This is a genomic window from Oceanimonas smirnovii ATCC BAA-899 (assembly GCF_000381965.1).
In the GTDB taxonomy this organism is placed as follows: domain Bacteria; phylum Pseudomonadota; class Gammaproteobacteria; order Enterobacterales; family Aeromonadaceae; genus Oceanimonas; species Oceanimonas smirnovii.
The window spans coordinates 330,470-354,412 of record NZ_KB908454.1 but is presented as its reverse complement, the minus strand read 5'-3'; the positions used below and the strand labels follow the sequence as shown (position 1 = coordinate 354,412).

General features: G+C 55.4%; 24 protein-coding genes. 12 read left to right on the top strand and 12 right to left on the bottom strand.

Translation table 11 applies throughout. The features are described 5' to 3' along the window. Window positions 1-3 precede the first annotated feature (3 nt). Window positions 4-426, top strand: coding sequence for a universal stress protein (locus tag G364_RS0101595; protein ID WP_019933395.1), 423 nt, complete (start codon window positions 4-6; stop codon window positions 424-426). Between the two features lie 95 nt (window positions 427-521). Here G364_RS0101595 and G364_RS0101590 read toward each other — a convergent pair whose 3' ends face one another. Further along, complete coding sequence (locus G364_RS0101590; protein WP_019933394.1) at window positions 522-1,808, bottom strand: purine/pyrimidine permease; 1,287 nt, start codon at window positions 1,806-1,808, stop codon at window positions 522-524. A gap of 178 nt (window positions 1,809-1,986) precedes the next feature. Next, the gene (gene zntR / locus G364_RS0101585; protein WP_019933393.1) at window positions 1,987-2,415 is read right to left on the bottom strand and encodes a Zn(2+)-responsive transcriptional regulator; all 429 of its coding nucleotides are present in this window, start codon (window positions 2,413-2,415) and stop codon (window positions 1,987-1,989) included. 199 nt (window positions 2,416-2,614) lie between these two features. On the opposite strand from zntR, the gene purH reads away from it, so the two are divergent. Both purH and purD read left to right on the top strand, forming a co-directional pair. Continuing rightward, the gene (gene purH / locus G364_RS0101580) at window positions 2,615-4,198 is read left to right on the top strand and encodes a bifunctional phosphoribosylaminoimidazolecarboxamide formyltransferase/IMP cyclohydrolase (RefSeq protein WP_019933392.1); all 1,584 of its coding nucleotides are present in this window, start codon (window positions 2,615-2,617) and stop codon (window positions 4,196-4,198) included. 15 nt (window positions 4,199-4,213) lie between these two features. Then, on the top strand, window positions 4,214-5,500 hold the full coding sequence (gene purD / locus G364_RS0101575) for a phosphoribosylamine--glycine ligase (RefSeq protein ID WP_019933391.1): 1,287 nt from the start codon (window positions 4,214-4,216) through the stop codon (window positions 5,498-5,500). A gap of 95 nt (window positions 5,501-5,595) precedes the next feature. Here purD and G364_RS0101570 read toward each other — a convergent pair whose 3' ends face one another. The 4 genes from G364_RS0101570 to G364_RS0101555 all read right to left on the bottom strand — a co-directional run bounded on the left by G364_RS0101570 (window position 5,596) and on the right by G364_RS0101555 (window position 7,932). Further along, a complete protein-coding gene (locus G364_RS0101570) occupies window positions 5,596-5,988 on the bottom strand; it encodes a sirohydrochlorin chelatase (protein WP_019933390.1) in 393 nt (130 codons plus the stop codon). 1 nt (window position 5,989) lies between these two features. Then, a complete protein-coding gene (locus G364_RS0101565; protein ID WP_019933389.1) occupies window positions 5,990-6,409 on the bottom strand; it encodes a hypothetical protein in 420 nt (139 codons plus the stop codon). 122 nt (window positions 6,410-6,531) lie between these two features. Continuing rightward, the gene (gene hupA / locus G364_RS0101560; protein WP_019933388.1) at window positions 6,532-6,804 is read right to left on the bottom strand and encodes a nucleoid-associated protein HU-alpha; all 273 of its coding nucleotides are present in this window, start codon (window positions 6,802-6,804) and stop codon (window positions 6,532-6,534) included. Between the two features lie 216 nt (window positions 6,805-7,020). Next, a complete protein-coding gene (locus tag G364_RS0101555; protein WP_156816401.1) occupies window positions 7,021-7,932 on the bottom strand; it encodes an NAD(P)-dependent oxidoreductase in 912 nt (303 codons plus the stop codon). Window positions 7,933-8,038: 106 nt separating this feature from the next. Here G364_RS0101555 and G364_RS0101550 point away from each other — a divergent pair, with 106 nt between their 5' ends. Then, complete coding sequence (locus tag G364_RS0101550) at window positions 8,039-10,027, top strand: TonB-dependent copper receptor (RefSeq protein ID WP_026344603.1); 1,989 nt, start codon at window positions 8,039-8,041, stop codon at window positions 10,025-10,027. Between the two features lie 103 nt (window positions 10,028-10,130). Here the strand turns inward: G364_RS0101550 and G364_RS0101545 are convergent, their stop codons facing one another. The 6 genes from G364_RS0101545 to G364_RS0101520 all read right to left on the bottom strand — a co-directional run bounded on the left by G364_RS0101545 (window position 10,131) and on the right by G364_RS0101520 (window position 17,238). After that, entirely contained in the window at window positions 10,131-10,934 is an 804-nt protein-coding gene (locus G364_RS0101545) for a DUF1338 domain-containing protein (RefSeq protein WP_019933385.1), read from the bottom strand. A gap of 16 nt (window positions 10,935-10,950) precedes the next feature. After that, complete coding sequence (gene astD, locus G364_RS0101540; RefSeq protein ID WP_019933384.1) at window positions 10,951-12,420, bottom strand: succinylglutamate-semialdehyde dehydrogenase; 1,470 nt, start codon at window positions 12,418-12,420, stop codon at window positions 10,951-10,953. Then, complete coding sequence (gene astA, locus G364_RS0101535; protein ID WP_019933383.1) at window positions 12,413-13,441, bottom strand: arginine N-succinyltransferase; 1,029 nt, start codon at window positions 13,439-13,441, stop codon at window positions 12,413-12,415. The genes astD and astA overlap by 8 nt, the downstream gene beginning before the upstream one ends. A gap of 62 nt (window positions 13,442-13,503) precedes the next feature. Continuing rightward, entirely contained in the window at window positions 13,504-14,718 is a 1,215-nt protein-coding gene (locus G364_RS0101530; RefSeq protein WP_019933382.1) for an aspartate aminotransferase family protein, read from the bottom strand. A gap of 386 nt (window positions 14,719-15,104) precedes the next feature. After that, window positions 15,105-15,686, bottom strand: a complete 582-nt coding sequence (locus tag G364_RS0101525; RefSeq protein ID WP_019933381.1) for an anthranilate synthase component II — start codon at window positions 15,684-15,686, stop codon at window positions 15,105-15,107. Between the two features lie 625 nt (window positions 15,687-16,311). After that, window positions 16,312-17,238 (bottom strand): hypothetical protein, encoded by a 927-nt coding sequence (locus G364_RS0101520; RefSeq protein WP_019933380.1) that lies wholly within the window; start codon window positions 17,236-17,238, stop codon window positions 16,312-16,314. A gap of 521 nt (window positions 17,239-17,759) precedes the next feature. Between G364_RS0101520 and G364_RS0101515 the strand changes: the two genes are divergently transcribed. The 8 genes from G364_RS0101515 to G364_RS17335 all read left to right on the top strand — a co-directional run bounded on the left by G364_RS0101515 (window position 17,760) and on the right by G364_RS17335 (window position 23,936). Then, window positions 17,760-18,392 carry an inovirus Gp2 family protein gene (locus tag G364_RS0101515; RefSeq protein WP_019933379.1) on the top strand — a complete coding sequence of 211 codons (633 nt, stop codon included), beginning with the start codon at window positions 17,760-17,762 and terminating at the stop codon, window positions 18,390-18,392. Between the two features lie 40 nt (window positions 18,393-18,432). Then, window positions 18,433-18,627, top strand: coding sequence for a helix-turn-helix transcriptional regulator (locus tag G364_RS0101510; RefSeq protein WP_019933378.1), 195 nt, complete (start codon window positions 18,433-18,435; stop codon window positions 18,625-18,627). A 97-nt stretch (window positions 18,628-18,724) separates the two neighbouring features. Beyond that, window positions 18,725-19,048, top strand: a complete 324-nt coding sequence (locus G364_RS16935; protein ID WP_083928680.1) for a hypothetical protein — start codon at window positions 18,725-18,727, stop codon at window positions 19,046-19,048. A 101-nt stretch (window positions 19,049-19,149) separates the two neighbouring features. Next, window positions 19,150-20,103 (top strand): DUF932 domain-containing protein, encoded by a 954-nt coding sequence (locus G364_RS0101500; protein WP_019933376.1) that lies wholly within the window; start codon window positions 19,150-19,152, stop codon window positions 20,101-20,103. 84 nt (window positions 20,104-20,187) lie between these two features. Continuing rightward, entirely contained in the window at window positions 20,188-21,171 is a 984-nt protein-coding gene (locus G364_RS0101495; protein WP_019933375.1) for a YqaJ viral recombinase family nuclease, read from the top strand. After that, a complete protein-coding gene (locus tag G364_RS0101490; RefSeq protein ID WP_019933374.1) occupies window positions 21,168-22,076 on the top strand; it encodes a recombination directionality factor in 909 nt (302 codons plus the stop codon). The genes G364_RS0101495 and G364_RS0101490 overlap by 4 nt, the downstream gene beginning before the upstream one ends. Window positions 22,077-22,255: 179 nt before the next feature. Then, complete coding sequence (gene radC, locus G364_RS0101480; RefSeq protein ID WP_019933372.1) at window positions 22,256-22,753, top strand: RadC family protein; 498 nt, start codon at window positions 22,256-22,258, stop codon at window positions 22,751-22,753. 223 nt (window positions 22,754-22,976) lie between these two features. After that, window positions 22,977-23,936 (top strand): DEAD/DEAH box helicase family protein, encoded by a 960-nt coding sequence (locus G364_RS17335; protein ID WP_211212413.1) that lies wholly within the window; start codon window positions 22,977-22,979, stop codon window positions 23,934-23,936. Window positions 23,937-23,943: the final 7 nt, after the last annotated feature.

Below are 23,943 nucleotides of genomic sequence, written 5' to 3'. Positions count from 1 at the left end.
AATATGTTCAAGGAAATTTTACTGCCGCTCGATTTTGAGCACGAATATCTTACCGCCCGGGTGGTGGAGTCGGCACTGCGCTTGTGCCACCCGCAAGGACGTATTCATCTGTTATATGTGAACCCGTCCCGGGTACATCATGCCGCCGCGCCTTTTTACTCAAAAGAGCTGCTGGAAAAGCAGGATGAGGCGATAAGAGATCAGTTATCCGGCTTTATGCAGACTTATATTCCTGCCGAACATCAGGGCCGTATGGAGGTACGCCACGGTGTGGTATATGACACCATTCTGGCCCGGGCAAAGAAGCTGGCAATCGACATGATTATTATGCCCGCATCCCGTCCCGGGGCCGAAACCTACCTGCTGGGCTCCAATTCCTCCAAGGTGGTGCGCCACGCCGACTGCGCCGTGCTGGTGGTGCGGTAAGAGCTCCAACCCCACCCCTGCCCTCCCCTTATCCAAGGGGAGGGAGCTACAGACGTTTCCCCTCCCCCTTGTTCAAGGGGGAGATTGGGAGGGGGTTAATTACTCCGGCCTCTCGGCCAGAGCTGCTCCATGGCCAGCGCCAGCAGGGTGCCGGTAAGCAGGCCGTTGCCCAGCAGGTATTGCGCCATGCTGGGAAAATGGCGGTACAGGCCGGCGGGCAGGAACATGCAGCCCACGCCCAGCAACAGGGCCACGCCCACTATGGTGCTGGTGCGGTTGTCCATGCCTTCTTTGGTAATCAGCTGAAACGCCAGACTCACCAGCTTGATAAAGGTGGCCAGCAGGGCGGCGTTGGCCACCGGTGCCGGCAGCAGCGACAGCACCCCTACCGCATCCGGAAACAGCGCCACCAGCGCCAGCAAGGCACAGGCCAGAATAAAGGGCGCGCGTCTGTCTTCGCCGCTCAGCTGAATAAAACCGGCAGTTACCGGCAGCGGCACCACGGCGATGGTGGCAAAGCTGCCTGCCAGGCCATGACTGATACCGGATGCCCAGCTGCTACGGTTAATCACAGCGTTATCATCACGCTGGCGCTCGGTGACCACCGCCGATACAGCGGTAACCGCCGCTATCTGGTTGGAAAACAACAGCAGGGAAAACAGCACCGCCACCACCAGCATGCCTGCATCCAGCCTTGGCAGGCCCCAGGCAAACAGCTCGGGCAAACCCAGCCCGGCGTTATTGGCAGCCGTCCCGCCAGACAAACCAAACAACCAGAATGCCAGCCAGCCCAGCACTATGCCCACCAGCACCGCATAGGTGCGCAACACCGTATTGCGGCTGAAAGAGCACAACAGTACTCCCAGAAAAACCAGCAGACCAATCAGCAGCACCGGCAAGCTCATGGTACCGGTGCGCGGATCCGTGACCATGCCACGCACAAACACCCCGGCCAGCTGCACCACCAGCAGCAGGATAAAACAGCCGGTGACCAGGGGCGTAAACAAAAACAGCAGACGGTGCACCTGCCTTGCCACGCCCAGCACCAGCATAATAAGCCCGGCCACCAGCACGCCGCCGGAGAGCAGCCGCAGGGTGTCGAGGCTGTCAAGACCCTGCTCACGGCCGATATAAGCCATCACCACAAACACAATAGCCCAGGATCCGGCGGGGCCGTCGGCAATGGGATAACGGTGCCCCAGCCAGGCCTGTAATCCTGAGCTTAATCCCACCACCAGCAGAGTGCGCTGCACCAGACCGGCCACCCCGGCACTGTCCAGCCCAAAGGCCTGGCCCAGCACAATGGGCAGCGCCAGCGCATTGGCCAGCAAAAACACAAACCACTGAGTCACGCTCAGCCCCCACCCCAGGTGGTGTCGCATGAAAAATCTCCTGTAATGAAAAATGAAGAAAACGCCGTAGCTGCCGCTTCAGCCGGCAGGGCGTGCAACGCACGCCTTATAACTCAGATGTCTACATAATTGCGCCGGCTAAAGCGGCACCTACCATTTCTGCAGGCAAAGCAAAGACAGGCCGCCGGTGGCGGCCCTTTCAGGGGGCTTAACGGGCGTTATTGTCGGTATTCTCAAGCTTGCCGTCCAGCGCTTCCAGAATGGAGCAATGCTCGGCGCTTTCCTGCCCGCCGCAGCAGGCGTCCGACAATTGCCGCAAAGAGCGGCGAAACTGCTCCAGCTCTCGAATGCGCTCTTCCACCTCTGCCAGCTTGGTGTCGGCCACGGCTTTTACTTCCCGGCAGGTCACCCGGCAGCTGCTGATGCGCAGGGCCAGCAGCTCTTCAATGTCTTTCAGGGAAAAGCCGACCTTCTTGCTGCGCAGAATAAAATGCAGCCGCTTTTTATCGTCTTCACTGTATTGCCGGTAACCGGTGGGGGTGCGCAGGCTGGGCACCAGCAGGCCTTCTTTTTCATAAAAACGCAGGGTGTCGGGCTTAATGCCAAAGGCCCTGGCCAGTTCGCCAATGCGATACATTCATGTCTCCTTTCTGCACCGGTTTAATTACACATAAAGCCTCTTGACTCCAAACCAAATAGTCCGGCAAGGGACGGCAAAAACGGGTAGAATATGCCGCCTTCCGTTCTGGCGTACCAGGCGGTTTGGTAAAGCCGGTGGCCGTGTTTCGCCGATTTTACCAAACCCCCCGATGAATCGTTAAAGGAACGAGAACATAATGGAAACTGCCCGACCCATTCGCCGTGCTCTGCTGAGTGTGTCCGACAAGCAAGGTATTGTGGAATTTGCCCAGGGGCTGCACGCCCGTGGCGTGGAGCTGCTGTCTACCGGCGGTACCGCCCGTCTGCTGGCGGAACAAGGCCTGCCCGTGACCGAAGTATCCGACTATACCGGTTTTCCGGAAATGATGGACGGCCGCGTAAAAACCCTGCACCCCAAGGTGCATGGCGGCATTCTTGGCCGTCGTGGCCAGGACGACGCCATCATGAACGAGCACGGCATTGCGCCCATCGACATGGTCGTGGTCAATCTCTATCCTTTCGCCAACACAGTAGCCAAGGCAGACTGCAGCCTGGAAGATGCGATTGAAAACATCGACATCGGTGGCCCCACCATGGTGCGTGCCGCGGCCAAAAACCACAACGATGTGGCCATCGTAGTAAACGCCAGTGACTACGACCGCCTGCTGGCAGAGCTGGATGGCAACAATAACAGCCTGACTCAGGCTACCCGCTTTGATCTCGCCATTGCCGCCTTTGAGCACACCGCTCAGTACGACGGCATGATCGCCAACTACTTCGGCACCATGGTACCGGCCTATCACCAGGCCGCCGAAGGTTCGACCTTCCCGCGCACCGTCAACTACCAGTTCACCAAGAAGCAGGATCTGCGCTACGGCGAAAACAGCCACCAGAGCGCTGCCTTCTACGTGGAAAACAACGTCGACGAAGCCTCCGTGGCCACCGCCACTCAGCTGCAGGGCAAGGAGCTGTCCTACAACAACATCGCCGACACCGATGCAGCACTTGAGTGCGTGAAGGAATTCGATGAGCCGGCCTGTGTTATCGTCAAGCACGCCAACCCCTGCGGTGTGGCCCTGGGCAAGAACCTGCTGGAAGCCTACAACCGCGCCTACCAGACCGATCCCACTTCTGCCTTTGGCGGCATCATCGCCTTTAACCGCGAGCTGGATGAAGCCACTGCCCGCGCCATTATCGAGCGCCAGTTTGTGGAAGTGATCATCGCCCCGTCCATCAGCGCCGAGGCCAAGGCCGCCGTGGCCGACAAGAAAAACGTGCGCCTGCTGGAATGCGGCCAGTGGAACAGCCGGACCGGCAGCCTCGACATCAAACGGGTGAACGGCGGCATTCTGGTGCAGGACCGGGATCAGGGCATGGTGGACATGAGCGATCTCAAGGTGGTGTCCAAGCGCCAGCCCACCGAGGAAGAGCTGAAAGACCTGCTGTTCTGCTGGAAAGTCGCCAAGTTCGTTAAATCCAACGCCATTGTCTATGCCAAGGGCAGCCAGACCATAGGGGTGGGTGCCGGTCAGATGAGCCGGGTATACTCCGCCAAAATCGCCGGCATCAAGGCCGCCGACGAAGGCCTGCAAGTAGAAGGTTCAGTGATGGCATCCGACGCCTTCTTCCCCTTCCGTGACGGCATCGACGCCGCCGCTGCCGCCGGCATCAGCTGTGTTATTCAGCCCGGTGGCTCCATGCGCGACGAGGAAGTGATCCAGGCCGCCGACGAGCACGGCATGGCCATGGTATTTACCGGCATGCGCCACTTCCGCCACTGATAGCGAGGACACAGCATGAACGTATTGGTAATTGGCGGTGGCGGTCGTGAACACGCTCTGGCCTGGAAAGCCGCCCAGTCGCCCAAGGTGAGCAAGGTGTTTGTAGCTCCGGGCAATGCCGGCACCGAGCTTGAGCCTCAGCTGACCAACGTGGCCATCTCCGCCACCGATATTCCCGCCCTGCTGGCCTTTGCCAGGCAGGAGCGAGTGGAGCTGACCATCGTCGGCCCGGAAGCGCCCCTGGTGGCGGGCGTGGTGGATGCCTTTGAAGCGGAAGGTCTGGCCATTTTCGGCCCCACTGCCGGTGCCGCCCAGCTGGAAGGCTCCAAGGCCTTTACCAAGGATTTTCTGGCCCGCCAGCAAATTCCTACCGCCGCCTACCAGAACTTTACCGAGGTGGAGCCGGCGCTGGCCTATCTGCGTCAGCAGGGTGCCCCCATAGTGATCAAGGCCGATGGCCTGGCCGCGGGTAAGGGCGTGATTGTGGCCATGACGCTGGAAGAAGCCGAAGCCGCGGTGCGCGACATGCTGGCGGGCAACGCCTTTGGTGATGCCGGCAGCCGGGTGGTGATTGAAGAGTTTCTGGAAGGTGAAGAAGCTTCTTTCATCGTGATGGTGGACGGCGAGCATGTGCTGCCCATGGCCACCAGCCAGGATCACAAGCGCGTGGGCGACAAGGACACCGGCCCCAACACCGGCGGCATGGGTGCCTACAGCCCGGCACCTGTGGTGACTCAGGAAATCCACGATCGCATTATGGAGCAGGTCATTATGCCCACGGTGCGCGGCATGGCGGACGAAGGCCATGTCTACAAGGGCTTCCTCTATGCCGGTCTGATGATCGACCAGGCTGGTCAGCCCAAGGTGATTGAGTTCAACTGCCGCTTTGGCGATCCGGAAACCCAGCCCATTATGCTGCGGCTCAAGTCCGACCTGGTGGAGCTGTGCCTGGCCGGCTGCAAAGGCGAGCTGGATAAAGCCACCGCCGAGTTCGACCAGCGCGCCGCCGTAGGCGTGGTGCTGGCCGCCGGCGGTTACCCCGGAGCTTACCGCCAGGGCGATGTAATCACCGGCATTCCCGCCGAAGCTGAAGGTGCCAAGGTGTTCCATGCCGGCACTCAGTTCAAGGGCGAGGACGTGGTCACCGCCGGCGGCCGGGTACTGTGCGCCACCGCCCTGGGCGAGAGCGTGAGCCAGGCTCAGGCCAATGCCTATGGGCTGACTCATCAAATAAAGTGGGATGGTGTCTTCTTCCGCAACGACATCGCCTGGCGGGCGATAGCGCGGGAACAGGCGAAATAAAAGCTGAAAGTGAAACGGGGCCGACTGGCCCCGTTTTTTTACCCCCTCCCGGCCTCCCCCTTGTCAGGGGGAGGAGTAAAAACTCCCTCCCCTTTTTAAGGGGAGGGTTGGGGTGGGATTTCGTCATCGCCCTGCAACTGCCCTGCCAGCCACTGATCAAAACCGGGCACGGCCCCCAGATGGGGTAACAGCGTCAGTTTTACTCCGGGGTATTGCTCTTTCTTTTCTGTCAGCACAGATGGCAGGTCGTTCACCACGTGTTTGCCTTCCGCCAGAAAATAAGGGAACAGAGTAATGTCTCTGGCACCGGCGGCCACCTGAGCATCAATTACCTGGCCCAAAGACGGTTCGGCCAGCTCCCAGAAGCCATGACCCACCAAATCAAAGCCGCCTTTCATGGCGGCTGTCATGCGCTGGGCGAACCCGGCAATTTCCTCATTGGCAGCCGCCCGCCGGCTGCCGTGAGCGACCAGAATAAAGCCTTTCATGTTACTCCTTGTTCATACACACGTCCGGCGGCTGAGCCGCCAGCACATCCACACAAAAGTCCCAGCAGGCAATACGGTAGTGCTGAATATCTTCGTCGAGATGGGAACCCTGAGTCTCCTGATGAAACCAGGTTAAAAAGCGGGACGGGGTGATCAGCTGCACCTGGCTGTCGATATCGTTATCTTCTTCCAGCAGCTCGGGCACATCGGCCCCTTCCAGCACGCGATAACCATACAGATGGCCAAAGCTGAGCCAGTATACAATGTGCGGCGGCGTGTCCATATCAGACGGCACCCCCATGGCCAGCTCTAAACAACCGCTCCATACGTCCTGATGCAGCTCGGTTAACATTAAACCGGTAGCCAGACCGTGAGCACCGGCCCAGGGCACGGCAACCTGACGAATTGCGTTCACTTCCATTACAGCCTCCCAGGTTAGGGGCAGGACCTGACCTCAGTTATAACAATCTATTGATCGCGGGGGCAAGTGACGTGATAAAAAAACCCGGCCTGAAGCCGGGTTTGGAATGGGCAGAGCGCGTCTTAGTTGACCGCGTCTTTCAGCGCTTTGCCGGCAACAAAAGCAGGAACGTTTGCTGCAGCAATCTGAATTTCCTGGCCGGTTTGCGGGTTACGACCGGTACGGGCAGCACGATGGTTTACCTTGAAGGTACCAAAGCCTACCAGTTGTACCGGATCGCCTTCTTTCAGGCTTTGAGTGATACCGTTCAGTACTTCTTCCAGGGCAGCCTTGGCCTGCGTTTTGTTCAGGTCGGCCTTGGCGGCGATTGCATCGACAAGCTGAGTCTTGTTCATAAGGTATCCTTTCTCACTTGGCATTAAGCGGTTGCCCACTCTATTCAAATTAGCGGCCCAAGCAAAGCCTTTGGCCTGGTGCCTGTTATCAAGTGCCGTTGTTTTGTGCGGAAATTGCGGAAAATATCACATTCCACAGGTGATACACTCAAGGTGAGCCTTGAGCTGTGCTCAGCATAGCCGAGCCCATGGGCCTCTGCCAAGGCCCGTCACCACTCAGGACTTGAGATCCCGAATCACCACAGTGGAGTCACAGCGGCCCATGCCCTGCTCCAGCAAACGCTCATAAACCTGATGCACATGCTCGGTCAGCGGCAGTTTGAGGCCTTGCTGCGCGGCTTCGTCGAGACAAATGCCCAGATCCTTATGCATCCACTGGGCGGCAAAGCCAAAATCGAACTTGTCGTCGGCCATAGTCTGAGCACGGTTTTCCAGCTGCCAGCTCTGGGCGGCACCACCGGCCAGCACGTCAATCAATGTCGGAATATCCAGTCCCGCCTTCTGGGCGATCATCAGGCCTTCGGCAATGCCCTGCACGGCCCCGATCACGCAGATCTGGTTGACCATTTTGCAGCGCTGACCGGCACCCACGGGGCCCAGCCGGGTCACCTTTTTGCCGTAGGCCGCCAGCACGGGTGCCGCCTCGGCCACATCGGCTTCATGGCCGCCAATCATAATGGTGAGCGCGCCGTTTTCTGCGCCCAGCTGACCGCCGGACACGGGCGCGTCAATAAAGCGCACTCCCTGTTTGCCGGCCGCATCCGCCAGCTCTTCCGCCAGTCTGGCCGAGGTGGTGGTATGGTCAATCAGCAGTGCCCCTTCCTTAATGCCCGCCAGCACGCCCTCGTCGCCATAGATAACCGAGCGCACATCGTCGTCGTTGCCCACGCACACCATCACCATGTCGGCCCCCTGAGCGGCTTGCGCCGGAGTCGCCCCGCTGGTGCCGCCAAAACGGGCCGCCCAGTCCGCCGCCTTAGCTGAACTGCGGTTATATACACACACTTGGTGGCCCGCCTGCTGCAGGTGTCCGGCCATGGGAAAGCCCATCACGCCCAGTCCGATAAATGCCAGTTTCATGGTTTGGCTCCTTTTAATAAATGAGTAATACCGGCGGCATGATCCCATGCTCCACCGGGAGTAACAAGGTGCCCGCGCTGCGACAATATGCCGCATTGTGCTGATTCAGGGCGAGTTTTACTCTCATGGCCTCGTTTCGCAAGCGCACATTATCATGAAATATCAGTACCTTGTTTCGCTCAGCCTGCCGCTGCTGGGTGCTGGCACCACGTATGCCAGTAACAACGAACCGGTTTATCCGGCCACTACCGTTGCCACTCCCATTACCATTACCGCTTCGGCGCTCAGCGCGCCCGGCGAAGTACGGCTGGATCCCACCAATCCGGTGCAGCCCATTCCTGCTGCCGACGGGGCCGGCCTGCTGAAAACCGTGCCCGGCATCAGCATTACCCGCAAGGGCGGTATGGCCGGCGATCCGCTGTTGCGCGGCCTGGGCGGCTCACGGCTGTCCATTACCAGTGACAATAATTATGTGCTAGGCGGCTGCCCCAGCCGAATGGATCCCCCCACCGCCTATCTGTTCCCCCGCTCCTTTGATGAAGTGATTGTCACCAAAGGGCCACAAACCGTGACTCAGGGGCCGGGGCTGGTGGCGGGCTCGGTGCAGTTCAAGCGCCACCCGCGCTATTACAGCGAGCCCGATTTTATGCTGGATGCCGGCATGACCACCGGCAGCGGCGATCGGTTTGATGCCTTTGCCGCTCTGGAGGCGGGTAACGCACTTGGTTATCTGCGCCTGAATGCCAATCACAACGAAGCCGGCAACTACAAAGACGGCAGCGGCAACCGGGTGAACTCCGCGTACGATAAAAACAGCCAGAGCCTGCAGCTGGGTCTGACGCCGGACGATCTCAGTCTTATTGAGCTGTCTTATGATCGCAGCCGGGGCGAAGCCGCCTACGCCGACCGCAGCATGGACGGCAGCAAGTTCGACCGGGACGCCTGGAGCATCAAGCTGGAGCGCCAGGCTATTACTCCCTGGCTGGGCAAGCTGCAGCTGCAATATGGCCACAGCGAAGTGGATCATGTCATGGATAACTACAGCCTGCGACCGGTGCCGGTGATGATGGGCAAGCCCATGTATATGGCCATGAATCCGGATCGCACCACCGACACCGCCCAGTTGCTGGCCGAGCTGAACCTGGGCGCACACCAGACTCAGGTGGGCATAGACTGGATGCAGGACGCGCACCGGGGCCGCATGGCCAGCGGCATGACTCAGGCCGACGCCGATGCTTACCGCCAGCTGCCCCGCCAGGACAATCAGTCTTTTGAAAATATAGGGGTGTTTGTAGAAAACAACTGGCTGCTGACTGACAAGCAGCAACTGATAAGCGGTGTTCGCCTCGACAAAACCGAGGCCCGTTTTGAAAAGCTGCCTGCCAGTTCGTCACTGAAAGAGCAGGATTACTACCTGCATGCGGGGTTTGTGCGTCTGGAGCACAGCCTGCAGGACTGGACCTGGTATGCCGGCTACGGTCAGGCCGAGCGGGCACCGGATTTTTGGGAGCGCAACCGCAACGGCGCACTTGAAACCGAAACCAACCACCAAATAGATGCCGGCGTGCTTTACCGCCATGGGACACTGAGCGGCTCTGTGTCTGTGTTTGCCGGTTATGTGGACGACTTTATTCTGGTAGACAATTATTCCGCCGACAAAGCCCGCAATGTTAATGCCCGCCGTATGGGCGGCGAGGCCGAGCTGAACTGGCGCTTTGCCGATAACTGGACCCTGGGCTCCAATGTGTCTTATACCCATGGCCAGAACCTGAGCGATGATATTGCGCTGGGCCAGACCCCGCCGCTGGAGCTGAACACCACGCTCGGCTACGACAACGGCGTTCAGGAAGTGGCACTGCTGATGCGCAATGTGGCCGGGCAAAACCGCTTTGCCGAAGGTCAGGGCAATATTATTGGCCAGGACACGGGCCCCTCTGCCGGCTTTACCGTGTTCTCACTCAATGCCGGCTGGCAGGTAACACCCACGGTAAAACTGGCCACCGGCGTCGATAACCTGCTGGATAAAGACTACAGCGAGTTTATCAATAAACAGGAAAGCTACCCGCTTGGCGATAATCCGGTAACCGGCCGCATCAGCGAGCCCGGCCGCCAGTGGTGGGCAGAAGTGCAGATTAGTTTGTAAGCTAACCCCACCCTGCCCCTCCCCTTACAAAGGGGAGGGAATTATTTTCCGCGGACTGCAACCCCACTGCTGTCTCTCACACTGCTGGCTATGGTAAACACCTTCAGCCACTAGCTGTATTGGTGCTCTCAAAGATCTTGTCTGCCGAAGCGGCCACAAAGCCGGTGTAGAGCTCACCGTCGGGCTTGGGGTAACGCAGGGCAAACTCGTAAAAGCAGCTGGGCAGTGAGGCTTCACCGTCGGTGAACTGCACCAGGGCAGTGTCGGCCATGGTGGAGGATTGCTCCAGCAGCACCTCGGGGGAGCCCTTGATTTCGCCGCCGGCGTCATTGAGGCGGAACCCCGCCTGCTTGAGGGTGCTGTTGACCGCGTCCAGACTGTCATAATCCTCAAGGTGGTTCACACTCACGGTAAAATGATTGGCCCGGTAACCGTATACCGCCATCCAGCCGGCGTATTCACTTTCTGCCGCCAGGGTTTTGTAATCGGCATGGGAGATTTGCCAGGGCGCACCGGAATAGAGAAAATCTTTTTGCTCCGGCAGGGTGTCGTCCACCTGATCAATCAGCCTAGCCACTATGCGCTGAAGCGTAGGCGAGCACTGCTCCAGCAGCAATTCACTGATAAACACCTTGGGCGCAGCCGGGTCTGGATGTTCGTAATGGCGGGCATAGAGCTTTTTGGCCTCGAAGTGGTATTCACCCTTTTGCTCGTAGCCCAGCGCCAGAAAATGCGCCGCCAGCTTGTCCAGGCCCAGTTTGGGATGGTTAAAGGTACGAAAGGCTACATGATCGTTCACAATGGCCTTACCGCCGCCCAGCAAATCATGAATTTTCAGCGCGCTGGGGGTCACGGTTAAATAGTGTTGCCAGAGTGCCTCAAACAGTTCATCAACAGAGGTATGCATAACCGACTCCTGTGAGTTAAAAGCTGAGCCCGGGTGACAATGTGCCCGGCATTTCAAGGCTGTCGCCTTCCACCGAGGCCACCGGATAGGCGCAATAATCTGCGGCATAATACGCACTGGCCCTGTGGTTGCCGCTGTCGCCCACACCACCGAAGGGGGCGGCACCGGAAGCACCGGTAATGGGCCGGTTGCGGTTTACAATGCCGGCGCGAATATGGCGATAGAAGTAGTCCCAGTCGGCTTCGCTGTCGGACAGCAAGCCCGCCGACAGGCCATAGCGGGTGCGGTTGGCCAGGCTCAGTGCCTCGGGCAAATCATTAAAGCGAATCACCTGCAGCAGCGGACCGAAATATTCTTCATCGGGCAGCTGATCAATACCGGTCACGTCCACTATGCCCGGCGACACCAGGCCGGTGCCCGGCTGCAGATGTTTCAGCATCAGCAGCGACTCACCGCCAAAAGCCAGCAAATGCGCCTGAGCCGCCACCATGCCCCGGGCGGCACGCTCGGAGATCATGGCCCCCATAAAAGGCTGAGGGTCGGCGTCGTAATGGCCCACCCGAATGGCCTTGCTTACCGCTACCAGCCGTGCCAGCAGCCGGTCACCGGCCTCGCCCACTGGCACCAGCAAGCGGCGGGCACAGGTGCAGCGCTGACCGCTGGTAATAAAGGCCGACTGAATAATGGCATGCACGGCGGCATCCACATCGGCCACCTCTGTGACCACCAGCGGATTATTGCCGCCCATTTCCAGCGCCAGAATTTTTCCCGGCCGACCGGCGTATTGCTGATGCAGCAACTTGCCGGTGTTGGACGAGCCGGTAAAAAACAGGCCGTCTATGCCGTCGTGGGCTGCCAGCGCCTTGCCGGTGCTCACTTCGCCCTGCACCAGATTGAGCACACCGGCGGGCAAACCTGCTTCATGCCACAGACGTACGGTTTCCTGGGCCACCATGGGCGTAAGCTCAGAGGGCTTGAACACCACCGTATTGCCGGCAATCAGCGCCGGAATAATATGGCCGTTAGGCAAATGGCCGGGAAAGTTGTAGGGGCCGAACACTGCCACCACACCGTGAGGCTTGTGGCGTACAAAGGCCTGAGCACCGGCCATGGGATTTTCTACTGTGCCGGTGCGCTCAAAGTAGGCTTTTTCGGACAGGCCAGCCTTGCCAATCATGGCGGCCACCTCGGTCAGCGCCTCCCATTCGGGCTTGCCGGTTTCCCGGGCAATCAGCCTGGCCAGCTGCGACTTGTGCTGCTCCAGCAGCCCGGCAAAGGCCTTGATAATGGCCAGCCGCTCTGCCACCGGTCGAAAGCCCCAGTCGGTACTGGCGGCACGGGCGGCGGCCACGGCAGCATTCACCTGCGCCTCGTCGGCGGCGGCGCCCTGCCAGACTACCTCATTTTTGGCCGGGTCGAGGGACTCAAACACAGCGCCCGCTCCGGTCAGCCACTCACCATTAATATATTGCACGGCTTCAGTCATTGCGTTTCATCTCCGCTACCCTGACGGTATCTCCGTCTTCCACCTTCAGCAGGCTGGCCACCGCTCTGGTCATCACCGCCTGCCCCTTTTGTTCATTAATGGCCATCTCTCCCAGCAGCGCCCGGAACCCTTCAAAACGGGTGTTACTGACAAGGTGTGTCTGCGCCCTGACCGGATGACCAATTTGTACCGTTAACCGACGGCTGTTGCGCAGAGTGCGAATGTTGTGCACCTCGCACTCCACTGTGGGGCCGGCATCAAAAATATCGACATAGCCGCGCCAGGAAAAACCCTCTTCCTCCAGCAGATGCAGCGCCGGCCGGGTTTTATCGTGGGTTTTGCCAATCACCGCCCGGGCTTCTTTTGATAACAGGCTGACATAAATGGGGTATTTGGGCATTAAATCGGCAATAAAGCCCTTCTGGCCGATGCCAGTGAGGTAATCCACGGTGGGAAAGTCCATGGAGAAAAAGTGCTCCTGCAGCCAGCTCCAGAAGGGGCTGTTGCCGCCCTCATCAGACACGCCGCGCATTTCTGCCAGAATGCGCCGGTCAAACAACTCGGGAAATTCCGCCAGAAACAAAAACCGGCACTTGGATAACAACCGGCCGTTCATGCCGTAACGGGCGGGCTCGCGCAGAAACAGGGTACACAGCTCACTGACGCCGGTGTAATCGTTGGTGAGCGTCAGGGTTTCCACCACATTGTGAATGCCCAGCTTGCGGGAGCAGTGCACCTGCTTGCCTAGCAGGTAGGTGTAGAAGGGAGAAGTCAGCCCCACTGCCGATTCCAGCGCCGTGGTGCCCAACACTTCACCGGTGTCACTGTCTTCGGCCACAAAGAAATACAGGCAATCCCCCTTGCCACCGGCGCGGCTGGCAAAAGAGGTTAATGAATGGTCAATTTTCTTCTGCAGCAGCTCGTCGTTTACCGGCAGCGAGGTAAAGCCATGCCCCGACTCAATAGAAATCTGCTTGAGAATGGCAAAATCACGCTGCTCTATGGGTCTTATTACCAGCATGCAGCACTCCTTATGACGAAATAAGCGGGGCACCCTGCCCCGCCGTTAACGGCAGCGGTGTATCAGCCGTTCACTACTCTTGCTACGGCACGCTCAAAGCGGGCCAGACCTTCCAGCACTTCTTCTTTGGTAATCACCAGCGAAGGCGCAAAGCGCACCACATTGGCTCCGGCAATCAGTACCATCAGGCCTTCCTCGGAAGACGCCTGCAAAAAGTCCTTGGCACGGCCGGCAAACTGCTCGTTCATCACGCAGCCCAGCAGCAGGCCTTTGCCACGAACTTCCGAGAAACAGCCATATTTGGCATTGATCTTCTCCAGTTCTTCTCGGTACCAGCCTTCGCGCTCTTTCACACCAGCCAGCACGTCGGGTGTGTTAACGGTGTCAAAGGCGGCCTCGGCCACGGCACAGGCCAGCGGGTTGCCGCCATAGGTGGAGCCATGAGTGCCGGGCTTGAGTGATGCGGCAATATCGGCGCGGGTAAGCATGGCACCAATGGGGAAGCCACCGCCCAGCGCCTTGGCACTGGTAAGAATATCGGGGGTAACGCCGGTATCCATATAAGCATAAAGGGCACCGGTGCGGCCCACGCCGGTCTGCACTTCGTCAAACACCAGCAGCGCCTTGTGTTCATTACACAGCGCCCGCACCGCTTTCACAAACTCGGGATCCGGGCTGATAATGCCGCCTTCACCCTGCAGCGGCTCCATGACCACGGCACAGGTACGTTCCGACATCATCGCCTTGAGCGCCTCAAGATCATTGTAGGGAACATGGTCAACATCGGCGGGTTTGGGGCCAAAACCGTCGGAATAGGCCGCCTGGCCGCCTACGGTGACGGTAAAGAAGGTACGGCCGTGAAACCCCTGATTAAAGGCAATGATCTGGGTTTTTTCGGCATTAAAGTGCTCAATGGCATAACGGCGGGCCAACTTGAGCGCGGCCTCGTTGGCCTCGGCACCGGAGTTGCAGAAATACACCCGCTCGGCAAAGGTGGCATCCACCAGTTTTTTACCCAGGCGCAGCGCCGGCTCGTTGGTCCAGACGTTACTCAGATGCCACAGCTTCTCGCCCTGCTCCTTGAGTGCACTGACCAGCGCCGGATGGCAGTGGCCCAGGCAATTCACCGCTATGCCGCCGGCAAAGTCGATAAACTCCTTGCCCTGCTGATCCCACACCCGGGCCCCCAGGCCACGGACAGGAATGCTCTGAGCCGGTGCATAGTTGGGCACCATGACTTCATCAAAGAGTTCTCGGGTAACGGCCATATCAGACATCTTCTCTTCCTCCATTTACCGCAGCATGCTCTGCGATAAAAGTTAAATCCATGTAAACACGCAAGCATTATTGCAAAGTAACCATAACTTGTCTCTATGATAAGTCACAATTCTGGTGGTTTATTTTGCCAGTAAAATAACTGTAGTCATTTATCTTGCATAAGCTCGCAACGAGGCATGTTTAAACCGGCAGCAAGCACTGCACAGCTGCATAAACACGCATCACTATTATTCCTTTCGCCGCCAGCACTTGCGAGCGAGAAAGCCTGATAAGCAGAATAAGAAAAACTTATAGTATGGATGGGCAAAAAAGCGGGTCTTACAGATCTGGTCACGCCGGGCCTGACCCGGAGTCTGGAACAAGCAAGCAGCTGTTTGCAGTATCACTACAGAATGTTTAAAAAATTTCCCAGCAGCTGATGGCCACCCTGGGTAAGAATGCTCTCGGGGTGAAACTGCACACTGTGCACCGGCAGCGTCTTGTGCTGCATGCCCATGATCTCGTCGCGCTCACCCTGAGCGTTTTCGCTCCAGGCAGTCACCTCAAAGCAGGCCGGCAGACTGTCGGCTCTGACCACCAGCGAATGATAACGGGTCACGGTAAGCGGATCGGGCAGGCTCGCAAACAATCCGCCGCCGGTATGGCGAATGGCCGAAGTCTTGCCGTGCATCACTTGCCGGGCCCGCACCACTTCGCCGCCAAAGGCCTGGGCAATGGCCTGATGCCCCAGACACACGCCCAGAACTGGCAGTTCACCGGCAAAGCGCTTGATGGCCGCCAGTGACACGCCCGCCTCATTCGGCGTGCAGGGGCCGGGAGAGATCACCAGCCCAGCCGGCCGCAGTGCGGCAATCTCATTCAGGCTGATGTCGTCATTACGGCGCACCACCACTTCCTGCCCCAGCTCACCAAAATACTGCACCAGGTTCCAGGTAAAGGAATCGTAGTTATCGATCATCAGCAGCATATTAAACTTATCTCTTTGATTTTATTGAAACAGTAAAGCCTTACACTGCTTTGATACCCGCTCTGATACCCGCAATTTCATTTGATACCCAGGACCGAGACCTCAACAGCACACATGAGGAAGCGGTATTTTCGCATGCTGAGGGATGGCGTCAAACCTCAGTGACCTTCTGCCTGGGCTGGTGGTTCAGTAACACAACGAAAGATGAAGGCTGACTTAGCATCAAGCAAAACATTGCCAGTGCAACTCAATACGAATCTGGCCAACATAGCATCGTTAGGAAAAGATATTTGCTCCTTAAGAAATGTTAATGACATACCAAAAATATTCAGCTTTTTAATGTGGATAATATTGACAAAGCAACCAAAAAACCAATTTCAACATTATATTTTTTAAGGGCAACTCACTCCATCACCCGCAATGCAAATAAAAAATACAAATATAGAAGCGGAGTACCCAATGTAAATTATAGTTCTTGCCATTCACCTCCTATCCATTCATGAAAGCCATGAACTTAGCCCCCCAATAGCGCATACTTATCAAAAATCATTAGTGCAATCTCTTTTTTCTTAGATTAGCACACCAAGAAAGCGATACACTTCACAAAGCACAAGAAGAAAAAAAATCAATTTTCCCTAGCGTTCATAATCAGCATCTCAACTACCACTTCTTTTGATACAGATCTTGATCTGGCCATTTCATCTAAAATCTGCTTTGCCTCCTCACTAACATAAATATTTATAGGAACTTTATTCTTTTTTTTCTTTCCATCTCTATACTTCTTTTGAGCCCAAGCCTTTCCGCACTTAGCTATAATCTTTCTCTTAGTATCAACATGCAATTTAGGTGTTATTGAATCCAATATTCCTACCGAAAAAATGTACGCTTCTTTACCATTACTAGGATTGGGTGAAAAAAAACCTCCGAGAACAGACTCAGCATTTATTGCAGCTGAAATATACTCCCACACCCAATTACATTGTTCATCATCCTCGTCGTTTAAGAAACCAATAGATACACTCTCCCTTCTACTATTAAGCCAATCACAACGAGCCATTTCAAAAAAGTCATTTACCTCAAACTTTCCACTCAACCTAAGACAACTGAGATAAACAAAAATATACTTTAACTGCTCAACCCTTTCTTTATGACTAAAAACTCCCCCTAAAGAAAAAGAAGAATAACCATTAAACCCTTCAATTTCACACCTTATCCTATACCAAAAAAAGAAACATACATGAACATCCTTGCAAGTATCTTCTAATAGTTTCAAACTTTGAGAAAACCTATAACTGAAGTCTCTCGACTTTTCCACCATATAATCGCGAACCACCTCACCTCTACCTAGATCATTCATAGGCAATTCCAAACCAAAAGCTTTTTCAATGCTCCCACATATCTTTTCTTTAAGCTCTGCTGGATCAATTAAGAAAGGAAGCGTTTCGAAATCCTCATCACTTTCCAACTTAAAACTCAAGTATATAAACCTCAAAACGTCTAAGTTTAGATCAAGGAGGTTATAAAAAGGAACGTTTCTAACTACTCTAGCCACAGCGATATCCTTTAGTGATACTTCAATAGTTTGACAGTACCATTTCAAAATAGTTAGTCAATCTTTACAACGTGATTTGCACGTTACTTTTGGATAAAAGAAACAAGGTAAAACCTTGTCATCATACGCTCCGTGAAGCCAACAAAGACATTTTACATTGATTTTCTTCATATCTAGGGGGTCTAAAACTTCTCCTCTTGCTTGGTACTAGTTGTTCTCATGCACACTTTACATACATGCCCCACCACCTTTCTTACTGGCTTTCTAGAGGTACAGTCAACAATGCCAATAAAGATAAAACCCAAGTATGAGACCAACTCTCTAACATCAGAGCAAATAACCGCCCTCTCTCTTAGCTAAAGCACTATACACAGGCGCTTAAACCATACCGGCACGATAAAACCCTGTCTGATTGATTAATATATAAAAGTTCCATGCACTCTAGGTGCAACCAACAAACAATCAGATATATATTTTTTACATGAGCACCTACTCCTATGGAATCAACAAGGAGTACATTCATGAACAACAGATACAACTACAACCATGGCCCACTAATCCCTGGCTATCTAAATATAATCGAAAGGTGCATCTACCAGTCATTAGCTCAACACCCCAGAACACTGGCTATCAGGTTTGATTTGCGTTTTCCTGGTTCACACACTAGCGATTACATTGCTGAAGATGCACCCACCTACTTCATCAACAATGATCACAGAGCAATCACCCGATTTATAGAGTCGTTAAAAGCAAAGATAAGACATGACATTAAAAGCAGAGGAAAAACAGGATATAGAGTTCATCCATCAAGTGTGAGATATGTTTGGGTGCGGGAGCATGGGGAAGGAAATAAACACCACTATCACACCTTGCTTTTAATCAACAACGACACTTACACGTTTGGACATAACGCCATCAATCAAAATAGACTCGTCAGAATGATAAGAGAGGCTTGGTGTAGCGCTCTTGGCATCATGCAAGATACTTTTGAAAGTTTGGTTTACATCCCTCAAAACCCATTCTACCCCCTAAACAAAAACAACGAGAACTTTCAGCAAATGTATGATGCGCTGATATACCGCACCAGTTACATGTGCAAGGCCAAAGGGAAACCTTCTGATGACTACAGAAACATTGGTCACTCTGCAAATTAACAACAACACCTCATTATCTGGACATTAACAGGAGCATTCCATGAAGCTTATCAAGATTAAAGAAGTAATGGACTACACCGGCCTCGCCAGATCAACAATCTACAAATTCATTTCAGAAGAGTCATTCCCCAAACCAGTACCGTTAGGCGAACGCGCCGTAGCTTGGGTTGAAAGTGAGATTCAAGACTGGATCATGGATAAAATCGCGCAGAGAGACAAACTTCACTTTCAATAGAAAATCATCAGACCACATTCAAAAAACATTCAGACATATATCATAACTTGAGTAACACCTACTCGAATAATCCAGTCACAGCACAGGAGATATGTGTATGTCTATATATTGCCCATCATGTAAATCAACCCACATTGTTACACGAGACTTAGGAAGAAAGGTTGGCGGTACTACGGGTGTAATAACCGGGGCGGTAACAGGAACAGCAGGCGCACTGAGAGGAGCCAAAGCAGGAGCATTGCTTGGCTCTATTGGTGGACCTGTTGGTGCATCCATCGGTTCAATTGCTGGCGCAGTTTGGGGTGGTCTGGTTGGTGGAACAACCGGAGGCATTGCTGGTGCCAAACTGGGAGAAAAGCTGGATAGCAAAGTCCTGATCAACTACGAATGCAAGCACTGTGGCCACTGCTTCCGAATTTAATCCCCCCTTCCGTATCCAGCGGCCTGTCACGTCATGTGCTCCGGAATCCCTCCCGGAGCCTTATTCAATTAAACATCATCTCTTTAAGTAAGGAATTCATCATGGCTCACCTCGTCGAATCCATGGCCTACGTGGGCCAAACGCCCTGGCATGGACTGGGCAATCAGCTCAGTCGCCAGCAGCCACTGTCGGTCTGGCTCAAGGAGGCCGGCATGGACTGGTCCATCAAACAAAGCGATGTCATGTTCAACGCCGCCGATGACGGACTGTTCCTGCGCAGTCACGATGGCGCTCAGGTACTGTATCGCTCCGATACCCTGGCCCCCCTGTCGGTAGTGTCCAATCGCTACAAGGTAGTGCAGCCCAAGGAGGTACTGCATTTCTATAAAGATCTGGTGCATGCCGGTGGCTTTGAGCTGGAAACCGCCGGTGTGCTCAAGGGGGGGCGCAAGCTGTGGGCGCTGGCCAAAACCGGCCAGGCGGACAAGCTCAAGGGGAACGATCACATCAAGGGTTATCTGCTGCTGGCCACCAGTTGCGATGGCACCCTGTGTACCACAGCACAATTCACCTCGGTGCGGGTGGTGTGCAACAACACCCTGCAGGTAGCCGTTAACCAGAAAGCCGGAGCCATCAAGGTGCCCCACTCCACCGTGTTTGACCCCAAGCAGGTAAAAGAGGCTCTGGGGCTGGGCCTGTCGAGCTGGGATACCTTTATGCACGACCTGAAGGCCATGAGCCAACGTCCGGTTTCGCCAGAAGAAGCGCACCGCTTCTTTGCAGAAGTACTGGAAGACCCATGTTTAAGTGAAACCGATTTATCCCCTTCCAAACCCATGCAACAACTGCTGAGCCTGTACGACGGTGCAGGTATGGGTGCAGATCTGGCTTCCAGCAAAAACACTGCATGGGGCCTGGTAAACGCCATGACCGAGTTTGTAGATCATCACCGCCGTGCCCGCAACCAGGATAACCGGCTCGACTCTGCCTGGTTCGGACTCGGCGCTCAACTCAAGCAAAAAGCCTACGGCCAGGCCATGGCATTACTCGACTAATTCTTACCAGTATTACTTCTTTATACCCCCCGTTGGCTCATGCCAACGGGGGGTATGTTTTTTATGCGTTTAAGGAGATTCACCATGAAAACTCGTTATTCCCAAGCCCTGCGTCTGGCAGACACCAAGGCGCTCACTCACCAACAATGGCTGGAAGTACGCCAGTCCGGTATTGGCTCATCCGATGCCGCCGTGGCCATTGGTCTCTCTCCCTACAAGAGCCCCTTGTCACTCTGGCTGGAAAAAACCAATCGTCGTCCGGCCCCGGACCTGAGCAACAACGAAGCGGTGTTCTGGGGCACTATCCTGGAGCCGGTGCTGGCTTACGTTTATGCCCAACGCACCAAGCTCAAGGTGCGCCGGGTGAATGCGGTGCTGCAGCACCCGGATCATCCCTTCATGCTCGCCAACCTGGATCGAGAAGTGCTGGGCCATCCCGATGGCGTGGGCACGCTGGAGATCAAGACCGCCGGCTATCACTCTGCACCACAATGGGAGCAGGGCATTCCCCTCGCCTATCAGTGCCAGGTGCTGCATCAGTTGGCCGTCACCGGTCACGCCTGGGCCGATGTGGCGGTACTGATCGCCGGGCAGGATTTTCGTATTTACCGCATCAATCGGGACGACGACAAAATTGCCGAGCTCATAAGGCGGGAAAATGCCTTCTGGCAACATGTGCTCAACGACACCCAGCCGGAGCCGGATGGCTCGGAAGATGCCGGCAAGGCCCTGCAATCGCTCTATCCCGAAGACAAAACACCAGTGCTGGATCTCACCGAATCGGAGGAAATGAACACCCTGTTCAGCCACTTTCTCAGTGCCAAGGAGAAGAAAGAAGAAGCCGAAGCTTGCGAGGCCAGACTCAAGCAGCAACTGCAGGCAGCCCTGGGCGATGCCGGCGGCGCGGTATTTCAGGAAGGAAAGATCAGCTGGAAACGCAGCCGTGATCGGGTAGTGCCCGACATGGAAAAGCTCAGTAACTCCCATCCGGAATGGCTGCAGCATTGCAGCAAAATCGTACCTGGCTCTCGCCGTTTTACCGTGCAACTGCAAAGGAGCAAGTCATGATCAAGGGACTGGCCATCACTCCGCCCATCATTGGGCGGATCAGCATTGGCAAGCTGGTCAACAAAAACGACAAGTGGCTGCCGGAAAAGGACGACAGCTTTACCCTTACTACCCAGGTTCAAAACCGCAACGGCTGGATGCTGCATCCGCTGCACCAGCAATACGCCGAAACGGCGGCCAACGGCAAGATCCGGGCGATTCCGGTGCGGGTGTTGTTCAACGACAGTGATCTGAACCTGCGGGCTGAATACAGCGCCTTTGATCGCAGTACCGGACGGCCACTGTGCGTGGGTAATGGCGAAGCAGCCAAACGAGTCAACGAAGGAGGAATAGAAGAAGTCAGTTGTCCGGGGCCGGAGTATTGCCGCTTTGCCCATGAGCAGGGCTGCAAACTCTATGGTCGCCTGAATCTGCAGGTAGAAGGACAGAACGACGAACTGGGCAGCTTTATCTTTCGCACCACGGGTTACAACTCGGTGCGAACCCTGGCGGCACGGCTACGTTACTTTGAGGCAGTGACCGGTGGCCATACCCGGCACTTGGCGTTGCAACTCAAGCTCAGGGCCAAGAGCACCACCCAGTCTTACCGCACTCCTGTGTACTATGTAGACTTGACCCTGCGCGACGAAGATACTCTGGCGGAAGCGGTCAGCACGGCCTTGCAGGAAGCCGAGCACTACCGCCAGGCAGGTGTGGACATGGCCAGCCTGGAACACACCGCCAGGCAACTGCTACACAACGGCCAGTTTGAAGACGGTGAAGATGAAGTCCCGCTGTTGCTGGACGAGTTCTACCCGGAACAAATCGAACAGCCAGAACCCACCCAAGACGCAAAACCTGCCACACTGGTCAAGGCCACTCGCCTGACCAACAAACTTGGCAATGTCGCTCCATCAACCAAGTAGAAACGAGACTCAGAATGAACAAACCCTGGATTGAATGGCTTGCCTGGGGGCTGTTAATCATCATTGCTGGCGTTTCTGTTTATCTGGAAGTGAAACGCTTCTAGCCCTCACGCCCTGCTTACACATATCCCTTTTACGCGCCGCCCCTGAGCGGCGCTTTTTTATGCCTGGAGGATACCATGAGCAATAAAACCTTTGTGGCCGGCGAGCAGTCCGGCACCTACCTGGCTCCCGGTCCGGTGACCGAGGCCGACATTCTGCACATGGCCCACAAGCTGGCCCGCCGGCGACTGGCCAAGGGCCGGGTACTCGACGCCCCGAGCAAAACCTTTGAGGCGCTGCAAACCCTGCTGCAGGAATGCGAGCACGAAATCTTTGCGGTGGTACTGCTCGACAATCAGCACCGCATTCTGCGCTTTGAACAGCTGTTTCGCGGCACCATCGACGCCGCCAGCGTCTACCCCCGAGAAGTGGTCAAGCTGGCTTTGACCTGTAACGCAGCCGCCGCCATCTTTGTGCATAATCATCCATCCGGCGATCCCGAGCCTAGCCGAGCAGACGTGGCCATTACCCAGCGCCTGCGCGATGCACTTAGCCTGGTAGATATCCGCACTCTGGATCATGTGATTGTCGGCCTGGAAGGCTGTGTGTCTCTGGCTGAACGAGGCCAGATTTAATACCCAAGCGCGAAATAGCCTTTTTCTAAAAATGAAAAAGTACGATACAAAGCAGCGTAAGCGCTGCTTTTTTTTGCCACGAAAAACGTATTAAATATTCATTCAAAGTTATTACCGGAAACCCGCGAATACTCCCCCTCTTACTTTTCCTTTTCGCCATTTCTTGGTTACGATAACCAGTTACACAAATAACAAAAACCAGCGCGGGCAGGGCAGCCAGACCATGAACATCATCGACAACATCAATCAGCTGCTGGGTGATGAGCTGAAGGGCACGCTCACACCGGGCTCCAGGCTGAAAATAGCGGCGTCCTGCTTCTCCATCTACGCCTATGAAGCGCTCAAAAAAGAGCTGTCGGCCATTGAGTCGCTGCAGTTTGTGTTCACCTCCCCTACCTTTGTGACCGATAGCGTCACCGACAAGCTGAGAAAAGAGCAACGGGAGTTTTTCATTCCCAAGGCTGGCCGTGAAAAAAGCCTGTATGGCACCGACTTTGAAATTCACCTTAAAAACAAGCTGACCCAAAAGGCCATTGCCCGGGAATGCGCCAACTGGATGCGGCAAAAAGCCACCTTCAAATCGAACAGCACCCATGCCCCCATGCAGCCGTTCGCCGTGGTTTCCGGGGGCTCCGAGAGCACGCTGTTTGCTCCCATCAACGGCTTTACCGCCGTGGATCTGGGCTACCAGCAAGGTAACGCGGTTTCCAACTTTGTCCACAAAATGGAGCAACCCGAGTTCACCGCCCAGTACCTGACGCTGTTTGATCAAATCTGGAGCGACCCGGACAAACTGCAGGACGTGACCAATACCATCTGCCAGCACATTGAGTCGGTGTACAAGGAAAACTCGCCCGAAACAATCTACTTCATCATGCTGTACAACATCTTCAAAGAGTTTTTGGACGACCTCAGTGAAGATGTACTGCCCAACGACAGAACCGGTTATCAGGACACCCTGATCTGGAACAAGCTGTTCAACTACCAGAAAGACGCCGCCACAGGCATCATCAACAAGCTGGAAAGCTACAACGGCTGCATACTGGCCGACAGCGTGGGCCTGGGCAAAACCTTCACCGCCCTGGCGGTAATGAAATACTACGAGCTGCGCAACAAGTCGGTGCTGCTGCTGTGCCCCAAAAAAGCTCGCCGACAACTGGCTGAACTACAACCGCAACCTTAAAACCAAC

Excerpts from the sequence above, each read along its gene's own strand:
- purD (WP_019933391.1), top strand. The coding sequence starts at position 4,214 with ATGAACGTATTGGTAATTGGCGGTGGCGGTCGTGAACACGCTCTGGCC.
- G364_RS0101500 (WP_019933376.1), top strand. The coding sequence starts at position 19,150 with ATGGCTCACCTCGTCGAATCCATGGCCTACGTGGGCCAAACGCCCTGG.
- G364_RS0101590 (WP_019933394.1), bottom strand. The coding sequence starts at position 1,808 with ATGCGACACCACCTGGGGTGGGGGCTGAGCGTGACTCAGTGGTTTGTG.
- zntR (WP_019933393.1), bottom strand. The coding sequence starts at position 2,415 with ATGTATCGCATTGGCGAACTGGCCAGGGCCTTTGGCATTAAGCCCGAC.
- G364_RS0101510 (WP_019933378.1), top strand. The coding sequence starts at position 18,433 with ATGAAGCTTATCAAGATTAAAGAAGTAATGGACTACACCGGCCTCGCC.
- radC (WP_019933372.1), top strand. The coding sequence starts at position 22,256 with ATGAGCAATAAAACCTTTGTGGCCGGCGAGCAGTCCGGCACCTACCTG.
- astA (WP_019933383.1), bottom strand. The coding sequence starts at position 13,441 with ATGCTGGTAATAAGACCCATAGAGCAGCGTGATTTTGCCATTCTCAAG.
- G364_RS0101495 (WP_019933375.1), top strand. The coding sequence starts at position 20,188 with ATGAAAACTCGTTATTCCCAAGCCCTGCGTCTGGCAGACACCAAGGCG.
- purH (WP_019933392.1), top strand. The coding sequence starts at position 2,615 with ATGGAAACTGCCCGACCCATTCGCCGTGCTCTGCTGAGTGTGTCCGAC.
- G364_RS16935 (WP_083928680.1), top strand. The coding sequence starts at position 18,725 with ATGTCTATATATTGCCCATCATGTAAATCAACCCACATTGTTACACGA.
- G364_RS0101530 (WP_019933382.1), bottom strand. The coding sequence starts at position 14,718 with ATGTCTGATATGGCCGTTACCCGAGAACTCTTTGATGAAGTCATGGTG.
- G364_RS0101555 (WP_156816401.1), bottom strand. The coding sequence starts at position 7,932 with ATGGGATCATGCCGCCGGTATTACTCATTTATTAAAAGGAGCCAAACC.
- G364_RS0101550 (WP_026344603.1), top strand. The coding sequence starts at position 8,039 with ATGAAATATCAGTACCTTGTTTCGCTCAGCCTGCCGCTGCTGGGTGCT.
- G364_RS0101515 (WP_019933379.1), top strand. The coding sequence starts at position 17,760 with ATGAACAACAGATACAACTACAACCATGGCCCACTAATCCCTGGCTAT.
- G364_RS0101545 (WP_019933385.1), bottom strand. The coding sequence starts at position 10,934 with ATGCATACCTCTGTTGATGAACTGTTTGAGGCACTCTGGCAACACTAT.
- G364_RS0101565 (WP_019933389.1), bottom strand. The coding sequence starts at position 6,409 with ATGGAAGTGAACGCAATTCGTCAGGTTGCCGTGCCCTGGGCCGGTGCT.
- G364_RS0101595 (WP_019933395.1), top strand. The coding sequence starts at position 4 with ATGTTCAAGGAAATTTTACTGCCGCTCGATTTTGAGCACGAATATCTT.
- G364_RS0101570 (WP_019933390.1), bottom strand. The coding sequence starts at position 5,988 with ATGAAAGGCTTTATTCTGGTCGCTCACGGCAGCCGGCGGGCGGCTGCC.
- hupA (WP_019933388.1), bottom strand. The coding sequence starts at position 6,804 with ATGAACAAGACTCAGCTTGTCGATGCAATCGCCGCCAAGGCCGACCTG.
- G364_RS0101525 (WP_019933381.1), bottom strand. The coding sequence starts at position 15,686 with ATGCTGCTGATGATCGATAACTACGATTCCTTTACCTGGAACCTGGTG.
- astD (WP_019933384.1), bottom strand. The coding sequence starts at position 12,420 with ATGACTGAAGCCGTGCAATATATTAATGGTGAGTGGCTGACCGGAGCG.
- G364_RS0101490 (WP_019933374.1), top strand. The coding sequence starts at position 21,168 with ATGATCAAGGGACTGGCCATCACTCCGCCCATCATTGGGCGGATCAGC.
- G364_RS17335 (WP_211212413.1), top strand. The coding sequence starts at position 22,977 with ATGAACATCATCGACAACATCAATCAGCTGCTGGGTGATGAGCTGAAG.